General features: G+C 43.0%; 20 protein-coding genes. 1 reads left to right on the forward strand and 19 read right to left on the reverse strand.

Annotated features, from left to right (window positions below; translation table 11 throughout):
- Position 1: 1 nt before the first annotated feature.
- Genes BW986_RS18965 through BW986_RS18975 form a run of 3 tightly spaced genes read right to left on the reverse strand, consistent with a single transcriptional unit; the run spans position 2 to position 3,024 of the window.
- A complete protein-coding gene (locus tag BW986_RS18965) occupies positions 2 to 1,021 on the reverse strand; it encodes a zinc-binding alcohol dehydrogenase family protein (protein ID WP_076369652.1) in 1,020 nt (339 codons plus the stop codon).
- A 9-nt stretch (positions 1,022 to 1,030) separates the two neighbouring features.
- Positions 1,031 to 2,041, reverse strand: a complete 1,011-nt coding sequence (gene allD / locus BW986_RS18970) for an ureidoglycolate dehydrogenase (RefSeq protein WP_076369654.1) — start codon at positions 2,039 to 2,041, stop codon at positions 1,031 to 1,033.
- Between the two features lie 26 nt (positions 2,042 to 2,067).
- On the reverse strand, positions 2,068 to 3,024 hold the full coding sequence (locus tag BW986_RS18975) for a sugar kinase (RefSeq protein ID WP_076369656.1): 957 nt from the start codon (positions 3,022 to 3,024) through the stop codon (positions 2,068 to 2,070).
- 399 nt (positions 3,025 to 3,423) lie between these two features.
- Here BW986_RS18975 and BW986_RS18980 point away from each other — a divergent pair, with 399 nt between their 5' ends.
- The gene (locus BW986_RS18980) at positions 3,424 to 4,341 is read left to right on the forward strand and encodes a DMT family transporter (RefSeq protein WP_076369658.1); all 918 of its coding nucleotides are present in this window, start codon (positions 3,424 to 3,426) and stop codon (positions 4,339 to 4,341) included.
- Between the two features lie 389 nt (positions 4,342 to 4,730).
- Here BW986_RS18980 and BW986_RS18985 read toward each other — a convergent pair whose 3' ends face one another.
- From BW986_RS18985 to BW986_RS19060, 16 genes are all read right to left on the reverse strand, one after another.
- Positions 4,731 to 5,369 (reverse strand): urease accessory protein UreH, encoded by a 639-nt coding sequence (locus tag BW986_RS18985; protein ID WP_142244683.1) that lies wholly within the window; start codon positions 5,367 to 5,369, stop codon positions 4,731 to 4,733.
- Entirely contained in the window at positions 5,366 to 5,842 is a 477-nt protein-coding gene (gene larC2 / locus BW986_RS18990) for a nickel pincer cofactor biosynthesis protein LarC2 (protein WP_076369662.1), read from the reverse strand. The genes BW986_RS18985 and larC2 overlap by 4 nt, the downstream gene beginning before the upstream one ends.
- Positions 5,839 to 6,729: a nickel pincer cofactor biosynthesis protein LarC gene (gene larC / locus BW986_RS18995; protein ID WP_076369938.1), complete on the reverse strand. Its 891-nt coding sequence runs from the start codon at positions 6,727 to 6,729 to the stop codon at positions 5,839 to 5,841. The genes larC2 and larC overlap by 4 nt, the downstream gene beginning before the upstream one ends.
- Positions 6,710 to 7,480, reverse strand: coding sequence for a nickel pincer cofactor biosynthesis protein LarB (gene larB / locus BW986_RS19000; RefSeq protein ID WP_076369664.1), 771 nt, complete (start codon positions 7,478 to 7,480; stop codon positions 6,710 to 6,712). The genes larC and larB overlap by 20 nt, the downstream gene beginning before the upstream one ends.
- Positions 7,477 to 8,292 (reverse strand): ATP-dependent sacrificial sulfur transferase LarE, encoded by an 816-nt coding sequence (gene larE, locus BW986_RS19005; protein ID WP_076369666.1) that lies wholly within the window; start codon positions 8,290 to 8,292, stop codon positions 7,477 to 7,479. Before larE ends, larB begins: the two co-directional genes overlap by 4 nt.
- 181 nt (positions 8,293 to 8,473) lie before the next feature.
- Positions 8,474 to 9,106 carry a bifunctional 4-hydroxy-2-oxoglutarate aldolase/2-dehydro-3-deoxy-phosphogluconate aldolase gene (locus tag BW986_RS19010; protein ID WP_076369940.1) on the reverse strand — a complete coding sequence of 211 codons (633 nt, stop codon included), beginning with the start codon at positions 9,104 to 9,106 and terminating at the stop codon, positions 8,474 to 8,476.
- 13 nt (positions 9,107 to 9,119) lie between these two features.
- Positions 9,120 to 10,076 (reverse strand): sugar kinase, encoded by a 957-nt coding sequence (locus tag BW986_RS19015; RefSeq protein WP_076369668.1) that lies wholly within the window; start codon positions 10,074 to 10,076, stop codon positions 9,120 to 9,122.
- Between the two features lie 21 nt (positions 10,077 to 10,097).
- Positions 10,098 to 10,961 carry a fumarylacetoacetate hydrolase family protein gene (locus tag BW986_RS19020; RefSeq protein ID WP_076369670.1) on the reverse strand — a complete coding sequence of 288 codons (864 nt, stop codon included), beginning with the start codon at positions 10,959 to 10,961 and terminating at the stop codon, positions 10,098 to 10,100.
- A gap of 15 nt (positions 10,962 to 10,976) precedes the next feature.
- Entirely contained in the window at positions 10,977 to 11,936 is a 960-nt protein-coding gene (locus tag BW986_RS19025) for a C-terminal binding protein (protein WP_076369672.1), read from the reverse strand.
- Between the two features lie 41 nt (positions 11,937 to 11,977).
- Positions 11,978 to 12,925 (reverse strand): U32 family peptidase, encoded by a 948-nt coding sequence (locus tag BW986_RS19030; protein WP_076369674.1) that lies wholly within the window; start codon positions 12,923 to 12,925, stop codon positions 11,978 to 11,980.
- Complete coding sequence (locus BW986_RS19035) at positions 12,922 to 13,833, reverse strand: dihydrodipicolinate synthase family protein (RefSeq protein ID WP_076369676.1); 912 nt, start codon at positions 13,831 to 13,833, stop codon at positions 12,922 to 12,924. The genes BW986_RS19030 and BW986_RS19035 overlap by 4 nt, the downstream gene beginning before the upstream one ends.
- 17 nt (positions 13,834 to 13,850) lie before the next feature.
- Positions 13,851 to 14,999 carry a galactonate dehydratase gene (gene dgoD / locus BW986_RS19040; RefSeq protein ID WP_076369942.1) on the reverse strand — a complete coding sequence of 383 codons (1,149 nt, stop codon included), beginning with the start codon at positions 14,997 to 14,999 and terminating at the stop codon, positions 13,851 to 13,853.
- Positions 15,000 to 15,067: 68 nt separating this feature from the next.
- Positions 15,068 to 16,537 carry an alpha-ketoglutaric semialdehyde dehydrogenase GucD gene (gene gucD, locus BW986_RS19045; protein ID WP_076369944.1) on the reverse strand — a complete coding sequence of 490 codons (1,470 nt, stop codon included), beginning with the start codon at positions 16,535 to 16,537 and terminating at the stop codon, positions 15,068 to 15,070.
- A gap of 22 nt (positions 16,538 to 16,559) precedes the next feature.
- Positions 16,560 to 17,717: a UxaA family hydrolase gene (locus tag BW986_RS19050; protein WP_076369946.1), complete on the reverse strand. Its 1,158-nt coding sequence runs from the start codon at positions 17,715 to 17,717 to the stop codon at positions 16,560 to 16,562.
- Positions 17,718 to 17,721: 4 nt separating this feature from the next.
- Positions 17,722 to 18,021: a UxaA family hydrolase gene (locus BW986_RS19055; RefSeq protein WP_076369678.1), complete on the reverse strand. Its 300-nt coding sequence runs from the start codon at positions 18,019 to 18,021 to the stop codon at positions 17,722 to 17,724.
- Between the two features lie 11 nt (positions 18,022 to 18,032).
- Complete coding sequence (locus BW986_RS19060) at positions 18,033 to 18,920, reverse strand: fumarylacetoacetate hydrolase family protein (protein WP_076369680.1); 888 nt, start codon at positions 18,918 to 18,920, stop codon at positions 18,033 to 18,035.
- Positions 18,921 to 18,935 lie beyond the last annotated feature (15 nt).

An 18,935-nucleotide genomic window follows, 5' to 3' on the forward strand; every position in this document is an offset into this window, starting at 1 on the left:
CTTAATTAAAAACGATGATCGCTTTTCGAACTTGTTCGGGATGATTTTCAACAAAATTAAATGCTTCCTGGATATCATCGAGCGAAAATGTATGGGTAACTAAACCTTCATGTCTGAGTTTTCCTTCATTTAAAAGTTTTACCACTTTTGGGAACTGATCGGTTTGCAATCTAGACCCTTTCACCGATACTTCCTTTTTTGTGATTGGTAACTGGGAAACCGCTGAAGGACGTTCATCAAAACCGAGTACGACAATCCGCCCCGCCGTTGACACGACATCGAAGGACAATTCAAATGTCATCGGCAAGCATACTGCATCAATGACGACGTTGGCCCCTTCGCCATTTGTCCATTCTTCCACTCGTTTTTGAACATCTTCTTTTCCCGCATGGACGGTGATATCGGCGCCGCTTTCTTTAGCGAATTCCAAACGCTCATCACTTAAATCCGTGATCATCACTGATGCTCCTTGAAGCTTTGCCATCTTTAATATGCAAATCCCAATAGGCCCAGCTCCCTGGATAAGCACTGTTTCCCCTTCCTCCACTTCGCCCCTCCATACGGCCTGTGCGCCGATAGTGTATGGCTCAGCCAATACTATTTCTTCCCAAGCTAAAGCGGAATCCACAACATGTAATTGTTTCTCCGGAAGGACGAACCATTCCCTCATTCCACCATCTTCATGCACGCCAAAAACGGACAGTTTTTCACAAACATTTTGGCGGCCTTTGCGGCAGGCATAACACTCCCCGCAATAACTGATGGGCTCAATAACAACGTGGTCCCCCACTTTTATGCCCGAGACACCTTGACCTATCTCCACAACCTCTCCCGCTACTTCATGCCCAACGACTCGCGGCAGTGTAGCAAGAGGATTCGTACCATGGTAAATATGCATATCCGATCCGCAAATCCCGACTCTTTTTACTTTTACAAGGACATCCGTCGAGTTCGAAATCCGTGGTTTTTCTACTTCTTGAATGATAAGTTCATGAGGTTGCCGTACTTGAACCGCTTTCATTTCTCCCACCTACTTTGTAAGAAATTCATAAACACTTGATGCTATCGTAATGCCTTGTTTCAGGTTTTTTTCTTCATTGATTTGTTCAATCTCACCCGGTACATATACGCGATCAAACCCTGGAGCAGGTTCAACCTGTTGCAGCTCTTCGATCATTTGATCCATTTGCTCTAAAAATATATCAGTATCCGTAAAGAACGAAGGATTAATTACACAAAAATAATGTCCCAGCTTCCTTTTCTTATCAAGGTCGTCATACATTTTCCCAATGTGCGGACCAAATGCCGCACCGGCCAATAATCCAGAAAACACATCCACAATTACGGATAGACCATAGCCTTTCGGGCCACCGAAAGTGGAAAGGGAAACGACTTTATTCGGGTCTGTGACATTAGCTCCATTTTCATCCACTCCCCATCCTTCAGGGATTTCCTTTCCTTCTTCGCGTGCCTGGAGGATTTTCCCCAGCGCAACATTGGATGTTGCCATATCAAGAATAAAGGGTTTCTTCGTTTTGGCAGGAACACCGTAAGCGATTGGGTTGGTACCAAGAAATGATGTTTTTCCTCCGAACGGGACCACAATTTTATCGGTATGTGACATCGCGATGCCAATTAACTTTGCATCAGCGGCTTTTTGAACGAAATAGCTTAGTGCTCCGCAATGGCTGCTATTAAAAACTGTCACCATGCCAACACCGTTATCTCTAGCCATTTCGATTGCATGGTCCATGGCCACGTCGCTAATCACATGCCCAAAACCATCATCTCCATCAACAACACCGGTAACTGGCCCAGTCTTTTGGAAGGAAATCTGGGCATCGGGATTTATGCCTCCTGCCTGTAAACGGTTCACATAATGCTCTGTTCGCAAAACACCATGGGAATTGACATTTCTGAGATCGGCATGAACCAATACTTCCGCGATTTTCCCGGCATTTTCTTCATTTAAACCCACTTTGGTCAGCTGTTGTATGACCAAGCGTTTTGCTTCCTCCGCTTGTATTGTTACTGTTGCCACTTTCTCCCCTCATTTCTTTCAGTAATCTATCTTTCTATAACAGCCTCATTCTGTATGAAAGGCATTACATCTTCCAAATAAGGTAATCCTTCATTGTCCCCTGCAACAGTGGTGACAAGAGCTCCTACACCATTTGCGAATGTCAATCTTTCATCAATAGATAGGCCATGTAGATATCCGTAAATATACCCGGCATCATAACCATCTCCCGCACCAACAGTATCAACAGGTATAACCGGGAATGCTTCTTTTTCATGCCATTCACTTTTGGTATATAGTTTTGAACCATGTTTCCCGTCCTTAATGACAAGCTGATCAATATCATTCACATTTGCGAATGCCGCCAAAGATTCTTTTGTGTCAGTTCCGGTGATCAATCTAATTTCATCCAAACCTGTAAGCAAAATATCAACATATGGAAAAACATCATAATAAACTGATCTTGCTTCGTCGATGGACCATAGCTTTAAGCGGATATTCGGATCAAAAGAAACAGGTATATTTTTTTGTTTTGCAATATCCATTACCCTCTTGGCAATATCCACATTTTTGGGATCTATGGCCAAAAATACTCCAGTAAGGTGGACTATATCAATCTCTTCAAACATATTCTCTGTTATATCTCCCGGGTTTAAAGTTAAAATGGGAGATTGATAGCGGTAATAAAATGTCTTTCCGGAACCATCTTCCCGGATTTCTTTAAAGTTAAGAGATGTTGGATATCCATTTACATAGGCAACATCACTCATGTCCACGCCTTCCCCGCGAGCGAAATTATATATAACTTTACCGAACTCATCCTTGCCCAAGCGGCTTATCCATTTTGCCCGCATGCCAAGCCTTGCACAGCCAATCGCAAAATTCAGTTCAGCGCCTCCTACTTTTCGCTCAAAACGGTTAACGAATCTTAAAGGTCCTGTCTCTTCCGGATTTAGCGTAATCATGGCGTCGCCAAGCGTTAAAACACCATATTTTGATGACAATACAGTACCTCCTTCTTTCGAACAATCACAAATAAAAAACATTTGATCATATCACTTTCATTACACATCATTGCTAAATCGATTTAGTAAAATACTAAACCGGTTTAGTAAATCATAAGGAAATTGTAAATGAAAACCCTATCAAAAACAATAGAAAAGTTTGATAATTTTTAATTTTATTTTTATTCGCTGTTTTTTCAATTTATTTTTCAGCCAAACTAATGATAAAAAACCTTATTGCGGTAAAGCGAAAAGGAATTATTCCTTCCCTCTTTTTTAATGATTAAGAGTTTCTGATTTTTCATCCTCGGGCTTTCCATCAAATTTACTCTTTGCTATTAATTTGGAGAAAGTTGTATAATATATCAATTGTTAAATAAGTTTGAAAGGTTGTTTGGAATGAGTTTTTTGAAGATATACATCTTACTTACCGGAATAATGATTACATGGGGGTTAAATGTCTCGGTTATTAAAATTTTAGTTGCGAATACACAGCCCGTAACAATAACCTCTTTGAGAATTTTTACTGCTTCTCTTATAGTCATTCTTATCCTTTTCTTCTTTGGACTAATACGCCTTCCTAAAAAAAGTGAACTTTTTTACGTTTTTGGAGGAGCACTTTTGAGTGTCGTTTTTCATCATTATTTTTTAGCTGAGGGATTGACGAAGACTTCTGCATCGAATGCTGGACTGATTTTGGGCATGGGGCCAATCTTGACTGTCATCTTGACCATGATATTCTTTCGGAAAAAACCCACTTTAATCAGGCTTTTGGGCTTTATATGCGGTGCCCTGGGTGTGAGTTTTACCGTTATGGCAGGAAGTGGAGGACTCCATTCTATTAATCTGGGGGATGTGGATATTTTACTTTCCATACTTTCACAGGCATTAAGTTTCATTCTTATCAATAAAGCCTCAAAAACAATGGATCCACGATTACTAACCGGCTACATGATGCTGATCGGGTCTTTTATCCTTTTTGCCATCAGCTTATGGAAGGAACCAGAGGGCTTATCTTCACTGGCAGCTGCACCGACCTCCATCTGGGGAGCTTTCATTTTCTCCGCCATTTTTGCCACTGCCCTCGGGCACATGAGCTATAATTATGCCATTGGTAAGGTAGGCGCAGCCGAATCATCCATTTTTCTTAACTTAAACACCTTATTCTCTTTGTTAGGGGCAGCCTTTTTCCTTAATGAAGCCATTGTACCTGCACATTTCATTGGACTTATCTTCATTGTTTCGGGGGTATTGCTTGGCTCCGGTGCAGTTGAAATATGGATTCTTCAAAGGAAAAATAAACGTATTTCTGCCTAGCGGCAACGACAACCCCTGGGTTCAGGTAAGGTTCTTTGTACCAGAATAAGAGACCCTATGACACTACCATCCCAATCGCTTAGGAGTTTCATAGGGTCTTATTATATATTGTCAACCCTCTCCTCCATCTACAAGATGATTATAAACCCTATAATAATACTTGCAGAATACTAATTGGAGATTCATATCCGTTACAATATACCCCTAAATGTACATGGACATGTGTCCATTAAAGTGTGCCCATTATGACAAGCCTTTTTTGTCAGCTGTGGCCCTGTTCTTTCTGAGAAACCTCGTTGAAGACTTATTGTTTGAGGAATCAATAAATATAAAAAGACTGTCTATGGGTCACAGACAGCCTAAGATTCCATTCATGCTTATAAATTAAATCAATTAGCCCAGATTGCAAACAAACCTTCTGTTACACCCAAATTGTATATATAATAAAGTCCGAATGCAAAACTTAAAGCTCCCGCCATTTTGATGAAGATTCGGTTTAAAACGATGTCCTTACCATTCAAAGCAAACGGTATGCCTAGTAAAGTTGTAAAGCACAGCATTCCAATAATCGTCCCTGCGCCAAAAATAATGATATAGATGGATCCTTCGCCTATACCGGTTACGGTCGACATAGTTAGAATGACCATTGCGGCACTGCCCGCGAGACCATGGACGAACCCAATTAAAGCAGACACCAAAAAAGGACGAAATCTATCTTTGTCGTTCGTGATATTAGGGCGAGCTTTAAATAAACTTTTCGCCCCTAGCATAACTAGCATAATACCAACGCCGAATTCCAGCGTCATGCTTAACGACTCTGGAATTTCCCCTTTCATCCAAATGAATAGCATACCTATAAAAAACAGCGTACATGTATGGCCTATTCCCCAATACACTCCCGTTAGAGTGGACCGCGATAATTTTTTCGTTTTTCCTGCCGTGGTTGCTACCGCAATAACATGATCAGGCTCTAACGAATGCTTTATTCCCAATATGAATCCTAATGTAAGAATCGACACCAAGCTCATTTCTCTTCCACCTCCCCGAGACACTTCCATACTTCTTCATACACCCTTTTAAGAGGTATATTGTTCTGTACGGCAATTTTACGGCAATCCTCATATTCAGGTGCCTGCTGTATGGGTTGGCCCTCATGGAACCCTCTCTTTATCGTCACTTTCCCCCATTGTGTGTCTATATGTAAAAAAGATCGTTCGAGCCTGTGCACGGTAAGAGGATAGTAGCGTATACCGAGAGTTGTCGTTTCAGCAAATAATATCTTCTTGATTTTCGAAATCACCTGCTGTGAACAGAGAAGTTGCAATAACACCCCCGGTCGATTTTTTTTCATGAAGATTGGTGTATAAAATACATCATTTGCTCCTGATTCAAACAACAAATCCATTACATGACCAAGCCATTCACCGGAAATATCATCTAGATTCACTTCCATTTTTACCATTTGTCCATCAAGATGCTCATGATCAGGTGGGCGCTTCATTGGATCTCCCCTATAATAATGCGAAGGACGTTCGGATGATTTTCAAATGTTTTTGTCCCCGCACCATAGCCAATCGATTCGACAGTCATGGCTGGAAGCGAGCCAAATTTTTCAGCTAAAACCGCTGCGATGGCAGCACCGGTCGGCGTTGCTAATTCAGAACGAATAACGTTTGAGGCAATCGGTACCCCCTTTAATATTTCAAGTGTGGCAGGTGCAGGAACCGGGTATATTCCGTGATCTATATGTATATGTCCAGATCCCGTTGGAATGGCTGATGACTGAACTGATTCAATATCTAGCTGATCGATTAAAATTGCAGCCCCGATTATATCTATTATTGAATCTATAGCTCCTACCTCATGAAAGTGAACTTTATCAAGCGGAAGCCCGTGTATGTGCCCTTCCGCTTCACCAATCTTCTTAAATATGGCGAGTGACATGTTTGTTACCGATTCATTAAGGTTAGCCTCTTTGATAGCTTCTACAATTTGTTTGTAGGTGCGGCTACCATGATGATTGTGATGTACATGGCTATGGTTGGGTTCGGTTCCATGACTGTGGCTGTGTTCATGTCCATGACTGTGGCTATGTTCATGTCCATGACTGTGGCTGTGTTCATGTCCATGACTGTGGCTGTGTTCATGTCCATGACTGTGGCCATGTTCATGTGGTTGCTCTGATTTACTGGTAAGAATGACATCAAATTTAGTACTCGTAATGCCATTTTTAACAACTTTCCCCCATGACAGAGTATATTCTTCATCCATGTTTAGCTTTTTTAACTCTTCTTCCATTTGTAAAGGGTCTGCACCTGCATCAATCAACGCACCAATAACCATATCTCCGCTTATGCCGGAAAAGCAGTCAAAATATAATGTCCTCATCATCATTGATCTCCTTTTTATGTACAAGTTTGTATATAATCGCTGCATTGTAGGCTGCACCAAATCCATTATCGATGTTCACCACACTTACACCTGATGCGCATGAATTAAGCATTGATAAAAGTGCCGATAAACCGTTAAAATTGGCACCGTAACCGATACTTGTCGGAACAGCAATAATTGGATTCGTGACAAGGCCTCCTAGCACACTTGGGAGTGCCCCTTCCATCCCCGCTACACAAACTGATACGGTAGCCCCTCGTATCTCGTCTATATTATCAAGGAGGCGGTGCAGCCCAGCAACACCAACATCGTATATACGCCTGATTGGAATACCAAGTGTTTCGGCCGTCACGGCAGCTTCTTCAGCAACGGACAAATCTGATGTCCCGGCGCACACAATTGCAATATATGAACCAACGGATTTTGGCTTTTCTTTAACCCAAGCAAGTGTCCTGGCCATATCGTTATACTCAAATTCACTACATTCTTTTTGTACATATACTGCTTTTTCCCGAGAAATTCGGGTCACAAGCACAGAATCATTCCTTGTCCGAAGTGATTGTACAATCGTTAAAATTTGCTCAGCCGTTTTCCCTTCTCCAAACACAATTTCGGGAAAGCCTTGTCTCCTTTTTCGATGATGATCAATTTTTACAAACCCTAAATTCTCATATGATGCAAGTTTTTCCTTTGCTTCCGCTGCTGTCAATGAACCATTTTGAACCTGCTCTAAAATATCGTCGATCATAACATTTCTTCCTTTTTTAGCGCTATATTCATACTTCCGCTTGTATAGCCCGTGAGATCCAATGATACATACTTATAACCAAATTGCTTCAGTCGTTTCGTGATCGCCACATGGTATTGGAGCACTCGAGGCATATCGACGGGTTCAACTTCAATTCGGGCAGTATCCTCATGCGTCCTGACTCTTACCTGATGAATATCCAATGATTTTAAGTAAGCTTCTGATTTATCCACTTTCGTCAACTTTTCCTTCGTAATGATATCGCCGTATGCTATGCGTGAAGATAGGCATGCGAATGATGGTTTATCCCAGGTTGGCAAACCGGCTTGCTTGGACAATACTCTTATTTCTTCTTTGAATAAACCGGCTTCCAGAAGAGGTCCCCTGATTCCTTTTTCTTTAGCTGCTTTCATGCCTGGGCGAAATTCGTTAGCATCATCAGCGATGACTCCATAAATTATATTATTAAATCCATATTCTTCAAGAATTGGAAGCAGGTGGTCAAATAAACTACTTTTACAAAAGTAACAGCGATTCTGATTATTTTCTGTATATCCAGGAATGGCCAACTCCGAAGTTTGAATGACTCGATGTTTGGCACCAATCCATTTTGATAGCATATTGGCATCCTTCAACTCACTCGACGGATAGGTTTCCGAATCTGCTGTAATGGCTAACACATTATCATAACCTAGAGTATCAATAGCAACCTTTAGCAAAAAAGTGCTGTCCACCCCTCCTGAAAAAGCGACAACAACCGACTCCATTTTTTGGAGAATACCCTGCAGATTTCTGTACTTTTCTAGTAACATAGCACTTTTCCCCTTTCTGGATTGTCTGAATTTATCCATAGTTCACCAGCTAACACCCTTGATGGACTATAAAGGATTGAACGAGATACATCAAATTGATAGGAAAGGAGGAAATAACACTCAGTCATACTTTCATTCCCAGTGCTTATTTAACCGTAATTCATATAGGCGAAGGATTGCTTTAGCTTCTTTGTACGATAGCTGAAAATTTTTTTGCCGTTTCTGCCAGCCTGATGTAATCTCCATCTGTAATCAATTTCGTAGGATTGATCAATGAACCACCAACTCCCGCTGCGATGGCCCCTGCCTTAAAAAAAGATGCGAGGTTGTCAAGGCTGACACCGCCAGTTGGCATAAGGGGAATGTGAGGAAGCGGTCCTTTAAGATTTTTAAAATAGCTAACACCAAGTGCATCTGCCGGAAAAACTTTGATAATGTCAGCTCCATGCTCATAAGCAGTCAATATTTCGGTTGGTGTGAGTGCACCAGGGATACTAATAACGCCATAGCGCTTCGCCATTTTAATCGTTTTGACATTGACGGTTGGAGAAAAGATAAATTCCGCCCCTGCCATGATGACCGCACGGGCCGTTTCAGGATCCAAAACCGTACCGGCACCCGCTATGATATCATCACCGAACTCCTCTTTAACCCTTTCAATTAAAAGACACACTTTGGGAGTTTCCACTGTTATTTCAAGTGTTCGGATGCCGCCCTCTTTCAGGGCTCTGGCGATAGGTATAATTTGATCTGGGCGTGCACCGCGAATGACCGCAACCAGCTTCCTATGTTTAAGCTCTTCAAGTTTAGTCATTTTTTCCACCTTTCTACCTCCTCACATCATCAGCGCCGCCACTCATGAACAAATCGAGGTCGGCACGGACCGGCAAACCCTCAACATCGCCATTTACCATCGTTGCCATTGCTCCCATGGCATTTCCACGCCTTGCAGCTTCATCTAGCGGCAGTCCATCAAGCAGGCCGGAAAGTACACCGGATGCAAAGGCATCACCAGCACCGATGGGATCTACGACCCGTTCCACATAGAATCCGGGAACGTATGTTTTTGGTACAGACGGGGCTGAAATTAAAGAGCCCTCTTTGCCCAATTTAAGTAAAACTGTTTCAACACCGAGTTCATGAAAATGATCGGCAAACATCTCCGGAGTGTGGGAACCGAATAAAAATTCAGCTTCGGCCACCCCAGGCATGACGATATCACTTTTCGAGGCGTACTTTGTTATGATGTGACGTGCTTCATTTTCATCCGGCCATATTTTTAAGCGAATATTCGGATCGAAGACGATTTTTGTTCCAGTTTCTTTAGCAATGCGGATCGCTTTATCCAAGAGCAACTGACACGAATTCCCTAGTGCAGGGGTAATTCCGGTAATATGGAGATAAGCTGCGTCTTGGATGGCAAGATCAGTAAGTAATTCCGCTGTCATTTTGCTAGCTGCCGAATCTTTCCGGTAATAATAAACTCTAGTATCATTCAGCCGTCTGAATTCTTTAAAAAAGACTCCGGTAGGCGCATCAGGGTCTCTTGTTACATAAGAGACATCAACGCCTTCTCCGCGAATGAAAGATTGCATGGCATCGCCAAATTCATCCTCGCCGAGACGGCTGATCCAGCGTGACCTATGACCGAGTCGGCATAACCCTATCGCGACATTGGATTCCGCACCGCCAAACTTCATTGAAAAAGATCGGGCGTGGCGAAGTGGACCTTCTTCATTCGGGGTAAACACTGTCATTGTTTCTCCGATGGTTACAACATCCATGTCATCACCTTCTTTCTCTTGTCATGCTATTACGTGATTAGAAAGCGTACCGATCTTCTCAATGCTGATGTTCATCCGGTCACCGTTTTTCAACCAGATTTTCGGATTCCTTCCCATTCCAACGCCTGGTGGCGTGCCAGTTGCAATCAAATCACCTGGCATTAGTGTCATGGACTGTGATAAAAATGATATGATTTTCGGAACCGTAAAAATTAGGTTGCTTGTATTTGAATCCTGCATAATTTCACCGTTTAATTCAAGCGAAATCGCTAGATTGTGGGGGTCCCCCACATCATCTTTTGTCACGATAACAGGACCAAATGGAGCAAATGTATCCGCCGTTTTGCCTCTCGACCACTGGCCATCCTGAAATTGCAAGTCTCGGGCGCTAATATCATTCATAATTGTATAGCCAAAGATGTAGTCATTCGCCTCTTCTTCTGATACATGTTTCGCTTCTCTTCCAATGACAAACGCAAGCTCTGCTTCAAAGTCGACCGCGGTTGAATTAATGGGAATTTCAATCGCATCATGATGGCCGGCAATGGCATTTGCATATTTTGAAAAAATGACTGGTGATTCAGGGGGCTCCATCCCCGTTTCCTTGCAATGATCAAAATAGTTAAGTCCTACGCAAATGATTTTATCCGGCTTTGCGATTGGCGGCAGGATTTTTACTTCTGACAGATTGAATATTGCATCGTCATTAACCCGTTGCTCAATTAACTGTTCAGCACGTGTTATCAACTCGCTGCTTCGTTCTATGAATTTTTTCATGCAAGCCGGAAATTCTTCTGGACCAAGAGCCGTTAAACTAATAATTTGATCATTTTTAACAAGACCGATGTGTTGTTCGGTTTGTACGGAAAAAGTCGCTATTTTCATATTTTTTCCCCTTTCCTAAGTCAATGCGTATGGTGTTATTTCTCCGTTTAAGACCTGAACGATATTTCTCGCTGCCTTTTGACGAAGTTCAACCATTGCTTCCTCTGAATACCAGGCACTGTGCGGCGTAATGATGACATTATCCATTGTGAGCAGCGGGCTATCGGTGCTGACCGGCTCATTCTCTGTCACATCAAGTGCTGCACCTGCAATTACCCCTTTTTCAAGTGCATCAGAAAGTGCTTTTTCATCGATTATCGGTCCACGTGCCGTGTTAATGATAACCGCATTTCTCTTCATTTGTTTAAGGCGCTCCTCATTGATCAGATGGTATGTATCATCAATTAAGGGCACATGGATCGACAAATAATCGGCTTCTGCTATAATTTCGTCGAGCTCCATTTTTTGAACCCCAACCGCAGCCATGTCTGCCGCCGATACGAAAGGATCGTATGCAGCAGTTTTAAAGCCGAGCGGTCTCACCTTTTCAATGAAACGGCGCGGAATCCGTCCAAAGCCTAGAACCCCAACAGTTTGCTCGTTAAATCGATGAATCGGGACACACACCTTAAAGTCCCAGTTACCTTTTTTCACTTCATTGTTTAACAATGTCACTTTCCGCGCCGAAGAAAGTAAAAGTGCCAATGCATGATTCGATACTTCTTCCATGCCATAATCCGGTACATTGGCGACAGTAATCCCCTTTTCCTTAGCCGCATTGAGATCAATTGTATTGACGCCAACACCGTAACGGGAAATGATTTTGGTGTTTTCAAGCGAATCAATAACTCGGCGTGAGATAGGAGCGTATTGATTTAAAATTGCATCCACTTCTTTTGCCTGCCCCATTACTTCTTCTTCAGTTTTGCATTGCGCTTTGATGAATTCGATTTCCAGACCGCTTTCTTGAAAAATCTCTTCTTCATATTTCAAATGTTCAAATTCGTAATCCGTTATTAATATTTTAAAGGACATTTGGGCTCAACTCCCTTTTAGTAATAAATACGTTAATATCATTATTTAACTGCTGCCTTTTCAATTTTCGCAATTCCAAGTCCTTTTGCACCGAGTTTCGATGTTTTTGCTTCTGGATAGTATCGTTCGATCATTTGAATACCAATTGCGGCACGGCGTACACGTTCCTTTGTGAGTGAGATGTTCGTACTTTCCCATTGTTTCCCTGATGGATATACATCTGGGTGATTACGAAGACCGAATTTGATGTAGACAGGCGCCAATACACGGATTATTTCCGGTATTTCATAATAGCGAAGAAAGCCGCCGAAGGTATCCGGAACTTCAACGTATAAATCAATCGGAATGTCTATTGATTGTCGGATCGCTGCAAGTTTAGACAGCGTTAATGCAGGTGGCACGTTGTAGGTATCCGCACCGATGTCTTCCATTAATTTGACGGATACTGGATTGGCTGAACCCATTTGAACCGATACTTTAACAACAAAGTCTTCCGGAAGCTGTCCGTATTTTTTCATTTCTTTCGTTAAAAGAAGGAGACCTTCATCCGCAACTAACGCACCGCGAAGGCCTAGTGCAGCCCCTCTTTTCAGGTCTTCCATGGCATAAACAAGCTGATCGGAGCCCTCATGGCGAATTCCCTGAGATTTGCCTCCTGTCGTAAGCGGTCCTGCACTGACATCCCAAGAACCCCTGGGACCGACAAACAAACTCAGCTCCATGCCTCGCTCTGCTGTCATTTTACACATTTCTTTAATTTCTTCATCGGTTTGAAGCATGATGCCACTGCCTTGAGATATTCGGTGAATAGTCAAACCGAGCCGGTCAATTTCTTTCAATGTTTCTTTCAGTGCTATCGGACCTTCTACGCTTGGGAGTTCAATGCGGTATTGAGCACCGTCTGGAAATGTTTTCGTTGATGTAGGAAGTTCTTTAAGATCAGTTGATGGGTATCCTAATTGTTCGAGCAAGTCTCGTGATTCTTTCATTTTTGGACGCCTTCTTTCAAATTTATATTTTTTAAAAGAGCAGCTACTTTGTCACTCAAATCAGCAGGGTATACATCGCAGGGTGCACGGTGTCCAGCCGAAACGTCAAACCAGCGCTGATGAACCGCTTCTTTCATGGCAGTAAAAAATGTCGGACCGTAATTGTATACATCCATCAGTTTTGAAATCACTTGATGATTTTTCTGTGCTTCAGCAAGGTCACCTTTATGATACGATTGATATAAATCAACGGAAATTTCCGGTGCAAAAACAGCGCTTCCATTAATACTTCCTGCTGCACCAATCATTTGAGCCGGAAGCAAGTGCTCGTCAAAAGCCGAGAAGACTCGGAAATCACTGCGAACTTTCTTCACTTCCGCAAGCACTTGACGAAGGTGCCCGAAATCACTGACCGTCTCTTTAATACCAGCAATGTTTGAATGATCTTCAGCTAATTTTTTTATCAATTCGATTGATAAATTTTGACCTGTCAGAAGCGGGATATTATAAATGAAAACTTGCAGATTAGTATGATTCGCTACACTGGAAAAATGTCGGTATAATTGCTCGTCAGACAGCTTCCAGTAATACGGGTTGACTACGAGAACGCCGTTCGCTCCATGCTCTTCTGCATAAGAAGTCAGTTCTTGCACCTCTTTCAATGCGGTATGCCCGACCCCAACCATGACAGGCACTCGTCCGTTAATATGCTTTATCATTTCGTGTACATATAATTTTCTTTCTTCTGTTGTAAGCGATGAGAACTCACCTGAACTTCCCATCAATAAAATACCGTCTATATTCCGTGAGATTAATAGGTCGATATAGCTTCTGTTCAGCGCCATATCTAAATTCCCCGATTCATCAAATAAAGTGACTACCGGTGGAATGATGCCATGAAAGTCCATTGTTTTTCCTCCTTTTATTACCATTCAGCGATGCTCCCGTCTTCATTACGCCAAATTGGGTTTTTCCAATCATGTCCGGTTTCTGCTGCCTGCTTCACTTTTTCCTCATCAATTTCCACCCCAAGACCCGGTTTATCCGGAATGTTCACATAACCATTTTCATAGTCGAATAATTCTGGATTTTTCATATAATCGAGAATGTCCATGCCTTCGTTGTAATGAATACCAAGGCTTTGCTCTTGAATTATGAAATTCGGTGTCGTTGCGTCCAAATGAATTGATGAAGCGAGAGTCATCGGACCGAGCGGGCAGTGGGGAGCGATCGCTACATCATACGATTCTGCCATCGCGGCAATTTTTTTCCCTTCTAAAATACCACCTGTGTGGGATAGATCCGGCTGAATAATATCGACATAGCCATCTTGAAGAAGCTGCTTAAAGCCCCAGCGTGTATACATCCTTTCACCCGTCGCAATCGGACACGTAGTATGCCAGGCAATCTCACGAAGTGCTTCATTATTTTCCGGCAGCACCGGCTCTTCAATGAACATTGGATGGTACGGTTCAAGTTCTTTCACAATCGCCTTTGCCATCGTTTTATGAATCCTTCCATGAAAATCCACACCAATGCCAAAGTCTTTGCCAACAGCTTCCCTAATTGAAGCAACGCGTTCGATGACCGCCTCTACTTTCGAAAAGCTATCGATGTAATTCATTTCTTCTGATGCGTTCATTTTGACAGCAAGGAAGCCCTCTTTCTGTTTTTCGATTGCAGCTGCAACGACATCCACTGGCCGATCTCCTCCGACCCATGAGTACACTTTAATTTTTTCGCGTGCTTTGCCGCCGAGCATTTGGAATACAGGAATATTGAAGTATTTTCCTTTTATATCCCATAGTGCCTGCTCAATGCCAGAAATGGCACTCATTAAAATTGGCCCCCCACGGTAAAATCCACCTCGATAAAGTGTTTGCCAGATGTCTTCAATGTCGTTCGGATTTCTCCCGATCAAATAATCGGTCAATTCGTTAACAGCTGCTTTAACCGTTTCCGCACGCCCTTCCACGACAGGCTCTCCCCAGCCGGAAATACCTTCATCTGTATCGATTTTTAAAAACAGCCAGCGGGGTGGAACTTTGTATAAAGAAATTTTTTTGATTTTCATCAAGCACCTCGCATTGTTTTTTTGGAAGAAAGAGAGGTTTTCAAACATGGCAACCTCTCTTTCTCTTATTAAGAACCTTTAATGAAAACTGTTTTTATGGCTGTATAAAATTCTTTCGCTGCTTCACCTTGCTCTCGCGAACCCGTGCTCGATGCTTTCATGCCTCCGAATGGGGCTTGCAACTCAACGCCCGCGCTTTCTGCGTTTATACGGACAAGCCCTGCCTCAATTTCATCGATGAAATCCAAAATCGAGCTAATATTTGATGTGAAGATTGATGCACTCAATCCGTATTTCGTATTATTTGCCATGTCAATCGCCTCGGCAAGATCGGTTGCTTTCATAAGCCCGATAACCGGTCCAAAAATTTCTGCCTGTGCTATCACCATATCCGTCGTCACGCCTTCAAAAATCGCAGGTGTAATGAAAAAGCCCCCATCATAGTCTCCGCCAGTTAATATCTCCCCGCCATGTATGAGTTTTGCTCCCTCCTGCTTGCCTTTTTCAATGTACTCTTTCACCGTATTGAACTGGCTTTCGCTTGCACATGGGCCCATCCAAATTCCTTCTTGAAGGCCGTTGCCAACCGTTATTTTCGCTGCTGCTTCTACCAGTTTTTGTTTAAATACATCATAGACCGAGGATTCAACAACAACACGGCTTGAAGCTGTGCATTTTTGGCCGGAGGAACGAAATCCACCGTTGATGACCGCTTCGACTGCTTGGTCGATGTTTGCATCTTTCGTCACGATGACTGGATTCTTGCCTCCCATTTCAAGCTGATATTTTATCCCGCGGGCGGAAGCTGATTTTGCGACGCTCTGACCGACACTTTCAGAACCGGTAAACGTGATTGCATTTAAAAGCGGATGATCGATGAGCCCTTGGCCAATGATCGATCCTTTACCGGTAATGAAATTCAAAACACCCTCAGGGAAGCCTGCTTTGGTAAAGCATTCCATGACTTTGGCTGCTGTAACGGCACCTTCCGTAGCGGGTTTCCATACGATTGTATTGCCATATACAAGAGCTGGAGCCATTTTCCAGATGGGAATTGCAACCGGGAAGTTCCATGGCGTGATTATCCCGACTACACCAAGTGGGGAGCGTTTTGTAAACATTAGGGCATCTTTATCGGATGATGGTATAACATCGCCGTCTTTCCGCATCCCTTCCCCAGCATAGTAACGGAGGATTGCAACGCCTCGTGCAGTTTCGCCTTTTGCTTCAGGTAACGTTTTACCCATTTCGCGAGTCATGGTTTCGGCAATTTCATCTAGATTTTCTTCCAATATATTCGCCGTTTTGAAAAGGATTTGTCCACGTGCAGACTGCCCGAGCCTGCGCCATTCCCTCTTTGCCTTATCCGCAGAAGCCACAGCTTCGTTCAAGTCATTTTCTGTTGAGCTTTGTACGTAGCCAACCGGTTCTTTGTCCGCAGGATTAATGCTTTCGATTGTATTTCCAGAAGATGCATTCACCCACTCATTATTAATGAAATTCTTATATGTTTTCGTTGCAAATGTAGTTGATATCATAATCTTTAGCTCCTTTTTCGTTTTAGAATGTTGGTCCAATTCTCCAAATACCAAAGTCATGCTGCTTTAAGATCTCCGCTTTTGTTAGTTTTCCGTTTGAAACATGCTGAATTTCTTCCATGATGCGCCTTCCCACTTCATCAACGGTTTCTAAACCATCAACAATCGAACCGGCATTTAAATCCATATTTTCATTCATCCTGTCAAACATTGGAGTATTAGTTGAGATTTTTATGACAGGTGTTATAGGAGAACCTGTAGGCGTCCCTCTTCCACTTGTAAAGAGAACGATTTGGGCGCCGCCTGCGACCATTCCCGTCAATTGCTCAATATCATGGCCAGGCGTATCCATCCAGACGAGCCCTTTTTTTGTGGGCACCTGGGCATAATCAATGACTTCTTCCAGTCTGGTTGTGCCTGATTTTGTCGCTGCACCCAATGATTTTTCTTCGAGTGAGCTGAGACCTCCCTCAATGTTTCCCGGACTTGGATTTCCGGTACGGATATCTACGCCCATTTGAATCGAGCGGTCTTCCATCATTTTAATAACCGCATAAGCTTTTTTGGCTACCTGGTCGTTTGCCGCCCGGTTAGCGATCAAATGCTCTGCACCGATGAGTTCAGTCGTTTCCGCTAATATTGCGGTTCCCCCCTGCTGAACAATTAAATCACTTGTACGTCCGACAGCCGGATTTGCCGATAAGCCGGAGCATGCATCCGACCCACCGCATTCCGTGCCGACAATCAGCTCGCTGAAATCACATAATTCCCGTTGCACCATCGAGGCATCCTGGACCATTTTGACAGCAATTTTAGCTACTTCGGCAATGGTTTGAAGAGTGCCTCCATGTTCCTGAATCGATACAGTTTCCACTGGTTTACCGCATTTAGCAATTTCATCTCCCATACGGTGCGCCTGATGTGTTTCACAGCCAAGGCCGAGTACTATGACACCATATACATTTGGATTCATCCCCATTCCCGCATAGGTTCTGGCCGTTTGATCAAAATCAGAGCCCACTTGCGCACAGCCATGCTGATGAATGAATGTGACGGTTCCGCTCACCAATTCTGTGACTCGCTGTGCAGTTTGGGTTGCGCATGTTATCGTTGGCAAAATCAGTACATGATTCCGGACTCCGACGCGGCCATCCTGACGGCGGTAGCCCCAAAACTGCATTTTTTCATTCAGCAATTTTGTCACCCCTTCCTCTTTTACCTTCTAAATTGTGTACATGAACATGTGCACCAGCGGGAATAAAAGCTGAGGCTGCACCTATGACTTCCCCATATTTAATTATGTCTGCTCCTTGTTCGATGGCTTTGACTGCGAACTTATGTCCAAAACGAATCGGTTCAAGAATGGGTACGACAATTTCTTCAAGCTCTGCCTTCACAACCACTGATGTGTTTGCAGGGATTTCGGATAAAGCGACAGCTACACTATCTTTCGTACTTAAGTAAAGTGTTTTATACTCGCCCATTTTGTCACCCCTTAAATTGTTTGAACTGCTTTACTTTGGATAACCGGGTTGTTTAATACTCCAATCCCTGGTATTTCGATTTCGATTCGGTCATCGCCTTTCAATGTAAATTCATTTGGCGGAACCACGCATGTACCTGTAAGTAGCACTGATCCGTCAAAAACAGTGTTATCTAAGACTAAATAGTCGACAAGCTCCTCCAATTTTCGTTTCAGTTGGTTTACTTTCGCTTCACCTTCAAATACTTTTTCTTCATTTCGATAAATACGGCACATGATTTTAAGCTCATATGGATCCGGAACTGCCTCTTTTAACAAGATGGCCGGTCCAATGGAGCAAGAGTTTTTCCATACTTTTGCCTGTGGAAGATAAAGCGGATTTTCACCTTCAATATCACGGCAGCTCATGTCATTACCGGCGATATATCCGAGGACCGTTCCCTCTTTATCGATGACAAGACCAAGCTCCGGCTCCGGAATTTGCCATTTTGAATCTGAACGCAAGTATACCGGATCATTCGGGCCAACGGTTCTTGCTGCAGTCGATTTAAAGAAAATCTCAGGACGCACTGCATCATAAACTTTGTCATAGAAAGTTTGGCGGTCCAGCTTTCCTTGTGTCGCTTCGTAGTTACGTGCTTCCTTGCTTTTCTTATATGTAACGCCAGATGCCCATACTTCCGGTGCGTCGATAGGAGTTGTTAATTGAAGACCTTCCAATGGCCGTTTTTCCCCTTCGGCGATAATTTGTTTTACAATGCCAAACGCCGTTCTGTTATCATGGCGTGCCGTTGTAATCAACGACATAAAATCCGTAAATGGAAGGTCCACCACATAGTTTTCGTTTGTCACGGCAGCAAGTTGTTTCTTATTTTCTTTTACATAGCGAATAATTCTCATTTTCTAGTTCCTCCT

The sequence above is a fragment of the Peribacillus simplex genome (genome assembly GCF_900156045.1).
Taxonomy (GTDB): Bacteria; Bacillota; Bacilli; order Bacillales; family DSM-1321; genus Peribacillus; species Peribacillus simplex_D.

Excerpts from the sequence above, each read along its gene's own strand:
- BW986_RS18965 (WP_076369652.1), bottom strand. The coding sequence starts at position 1,021 with ATGAAAGCGGTTCAAGTACGGCAACCTCATGAACTTATCATTCAAGAA.
- BW986_RS18980 (WP_076369658.1), top strand. The coding sequence starts at position 3,424 with ATGAGTTTTTTGAAGATATACATCTTACTTACCGGAATAATGATTACA.
- BW986_RS18985 (WP_142244683.1), bottom strand. The coding sequence starts at position 5,369 with ATGAGCTTGGTGTCGATTCTTACATTAGGATTCATATTGGGAATAAAG.
- larC2 (WP_076369662.1), bottom strand. The coding sequence starts at position 5,842 with ATGAAGCGCCCACCTGATCATGAGCATCTTGATGGACAAATGGTAAAA.
- larC (WP_076369938.1), bottom strand. The coding sequence starts at position 6,729 with ATGAGGACATTATATTTTGACTGCTTTTCCGGCATAAGCGGAGATATG.
- larB (WP_076369664.1), bottom strand. The coding sequence starts at position 7,480 with ATGATCGACGATATTTTAGAGCAGGTTCAAAATGGTTCATTGACAGCA.
- larE (WP_076369666.1), bottom strand. The coding sequence starts at position 8,292 with ATGTTACTAGAAAAGTACAGAAATCTGCAGGGTATTCTCCAAAAAATG.
- BW986_RS19010 (WP_076369940.1), bottom strand. The coding sequence starts at position 9,106 with ATGACTAAACTTGAAGAGCTTAAACATAGGAAGCTGGTTGCGGTCATT.
- BW986_RS19015 (WP_076369668.1), bottom strand. The coding sequence starts at position 10,076 with ATGGATGTTGTAACCATCGGAGAAACAATGACAGTGTTTACCCCGAAT.
- BW986_RS19020 (WP_076369670.1), bottom strand. The coding sequence starts at position 10,961 with ATGAAAATAGCGACTTTTTCCGTACAAACCGAACAACACATCGGTCTT.
- BW986_RS19025 (WP_076369672.1), bottom strand. The coding sequence starts at position 11,936 with ATGTCCTTTAAAATATTAATAACGGATTACGAATTTGAACATTTGAAA.
- BW986_RS19030 (WP_076369674.1), bottom strand. The coding sequence starts at position 12,925 with ATGAAAGAATCACGAGACTTGCTCGAACAATTAGGATACCCATCAACT.
- BW986_RS19035 (WP_076369676.1), bottom strand. The coding sequence starts at position 13,833 with ATGGACTTTCATGGCATCATTCCACCGGTAGTCACTTTATTTGATGAA.
- dgoD (WP_076369942.1), bottom strand. The coding sequence starts at position 14,999 with ATGAAAATCAAAAAAATTTCTTTATACAAAGTTCCACCCCGCTGGCTG.
- gucD (WP_076369944.1), bottom strand. The coding sequence starts at position 16,537 with ATGATATCAACTACATTTGCAACGAAAACATATAAGAATTTCATTAAT.
- BW986_RS19050 (WP_076369946.1), bottom strand. The coding sequence starts at position 17,717 with ATGCAGTTTTGGGGCTACCGCCGTCAGGATGGCCGCGTCGGAGTCCGG.
- BW986_RS19055 (WP_076369678.1), bottom strand. The coding sequence starts at position 18,021 with ATGGGCGAGTATAAAACACTTTACTTAAGTACGAAAGATAGTGTAGCT.
- BW986_RS19060 (WP_076369680.1), bottom strand. The coding sequence starts at position 18,920 with ATGAGAATTATTCGCTATGTAAAAGAAAATAAGAAACAACTTGCTGCC.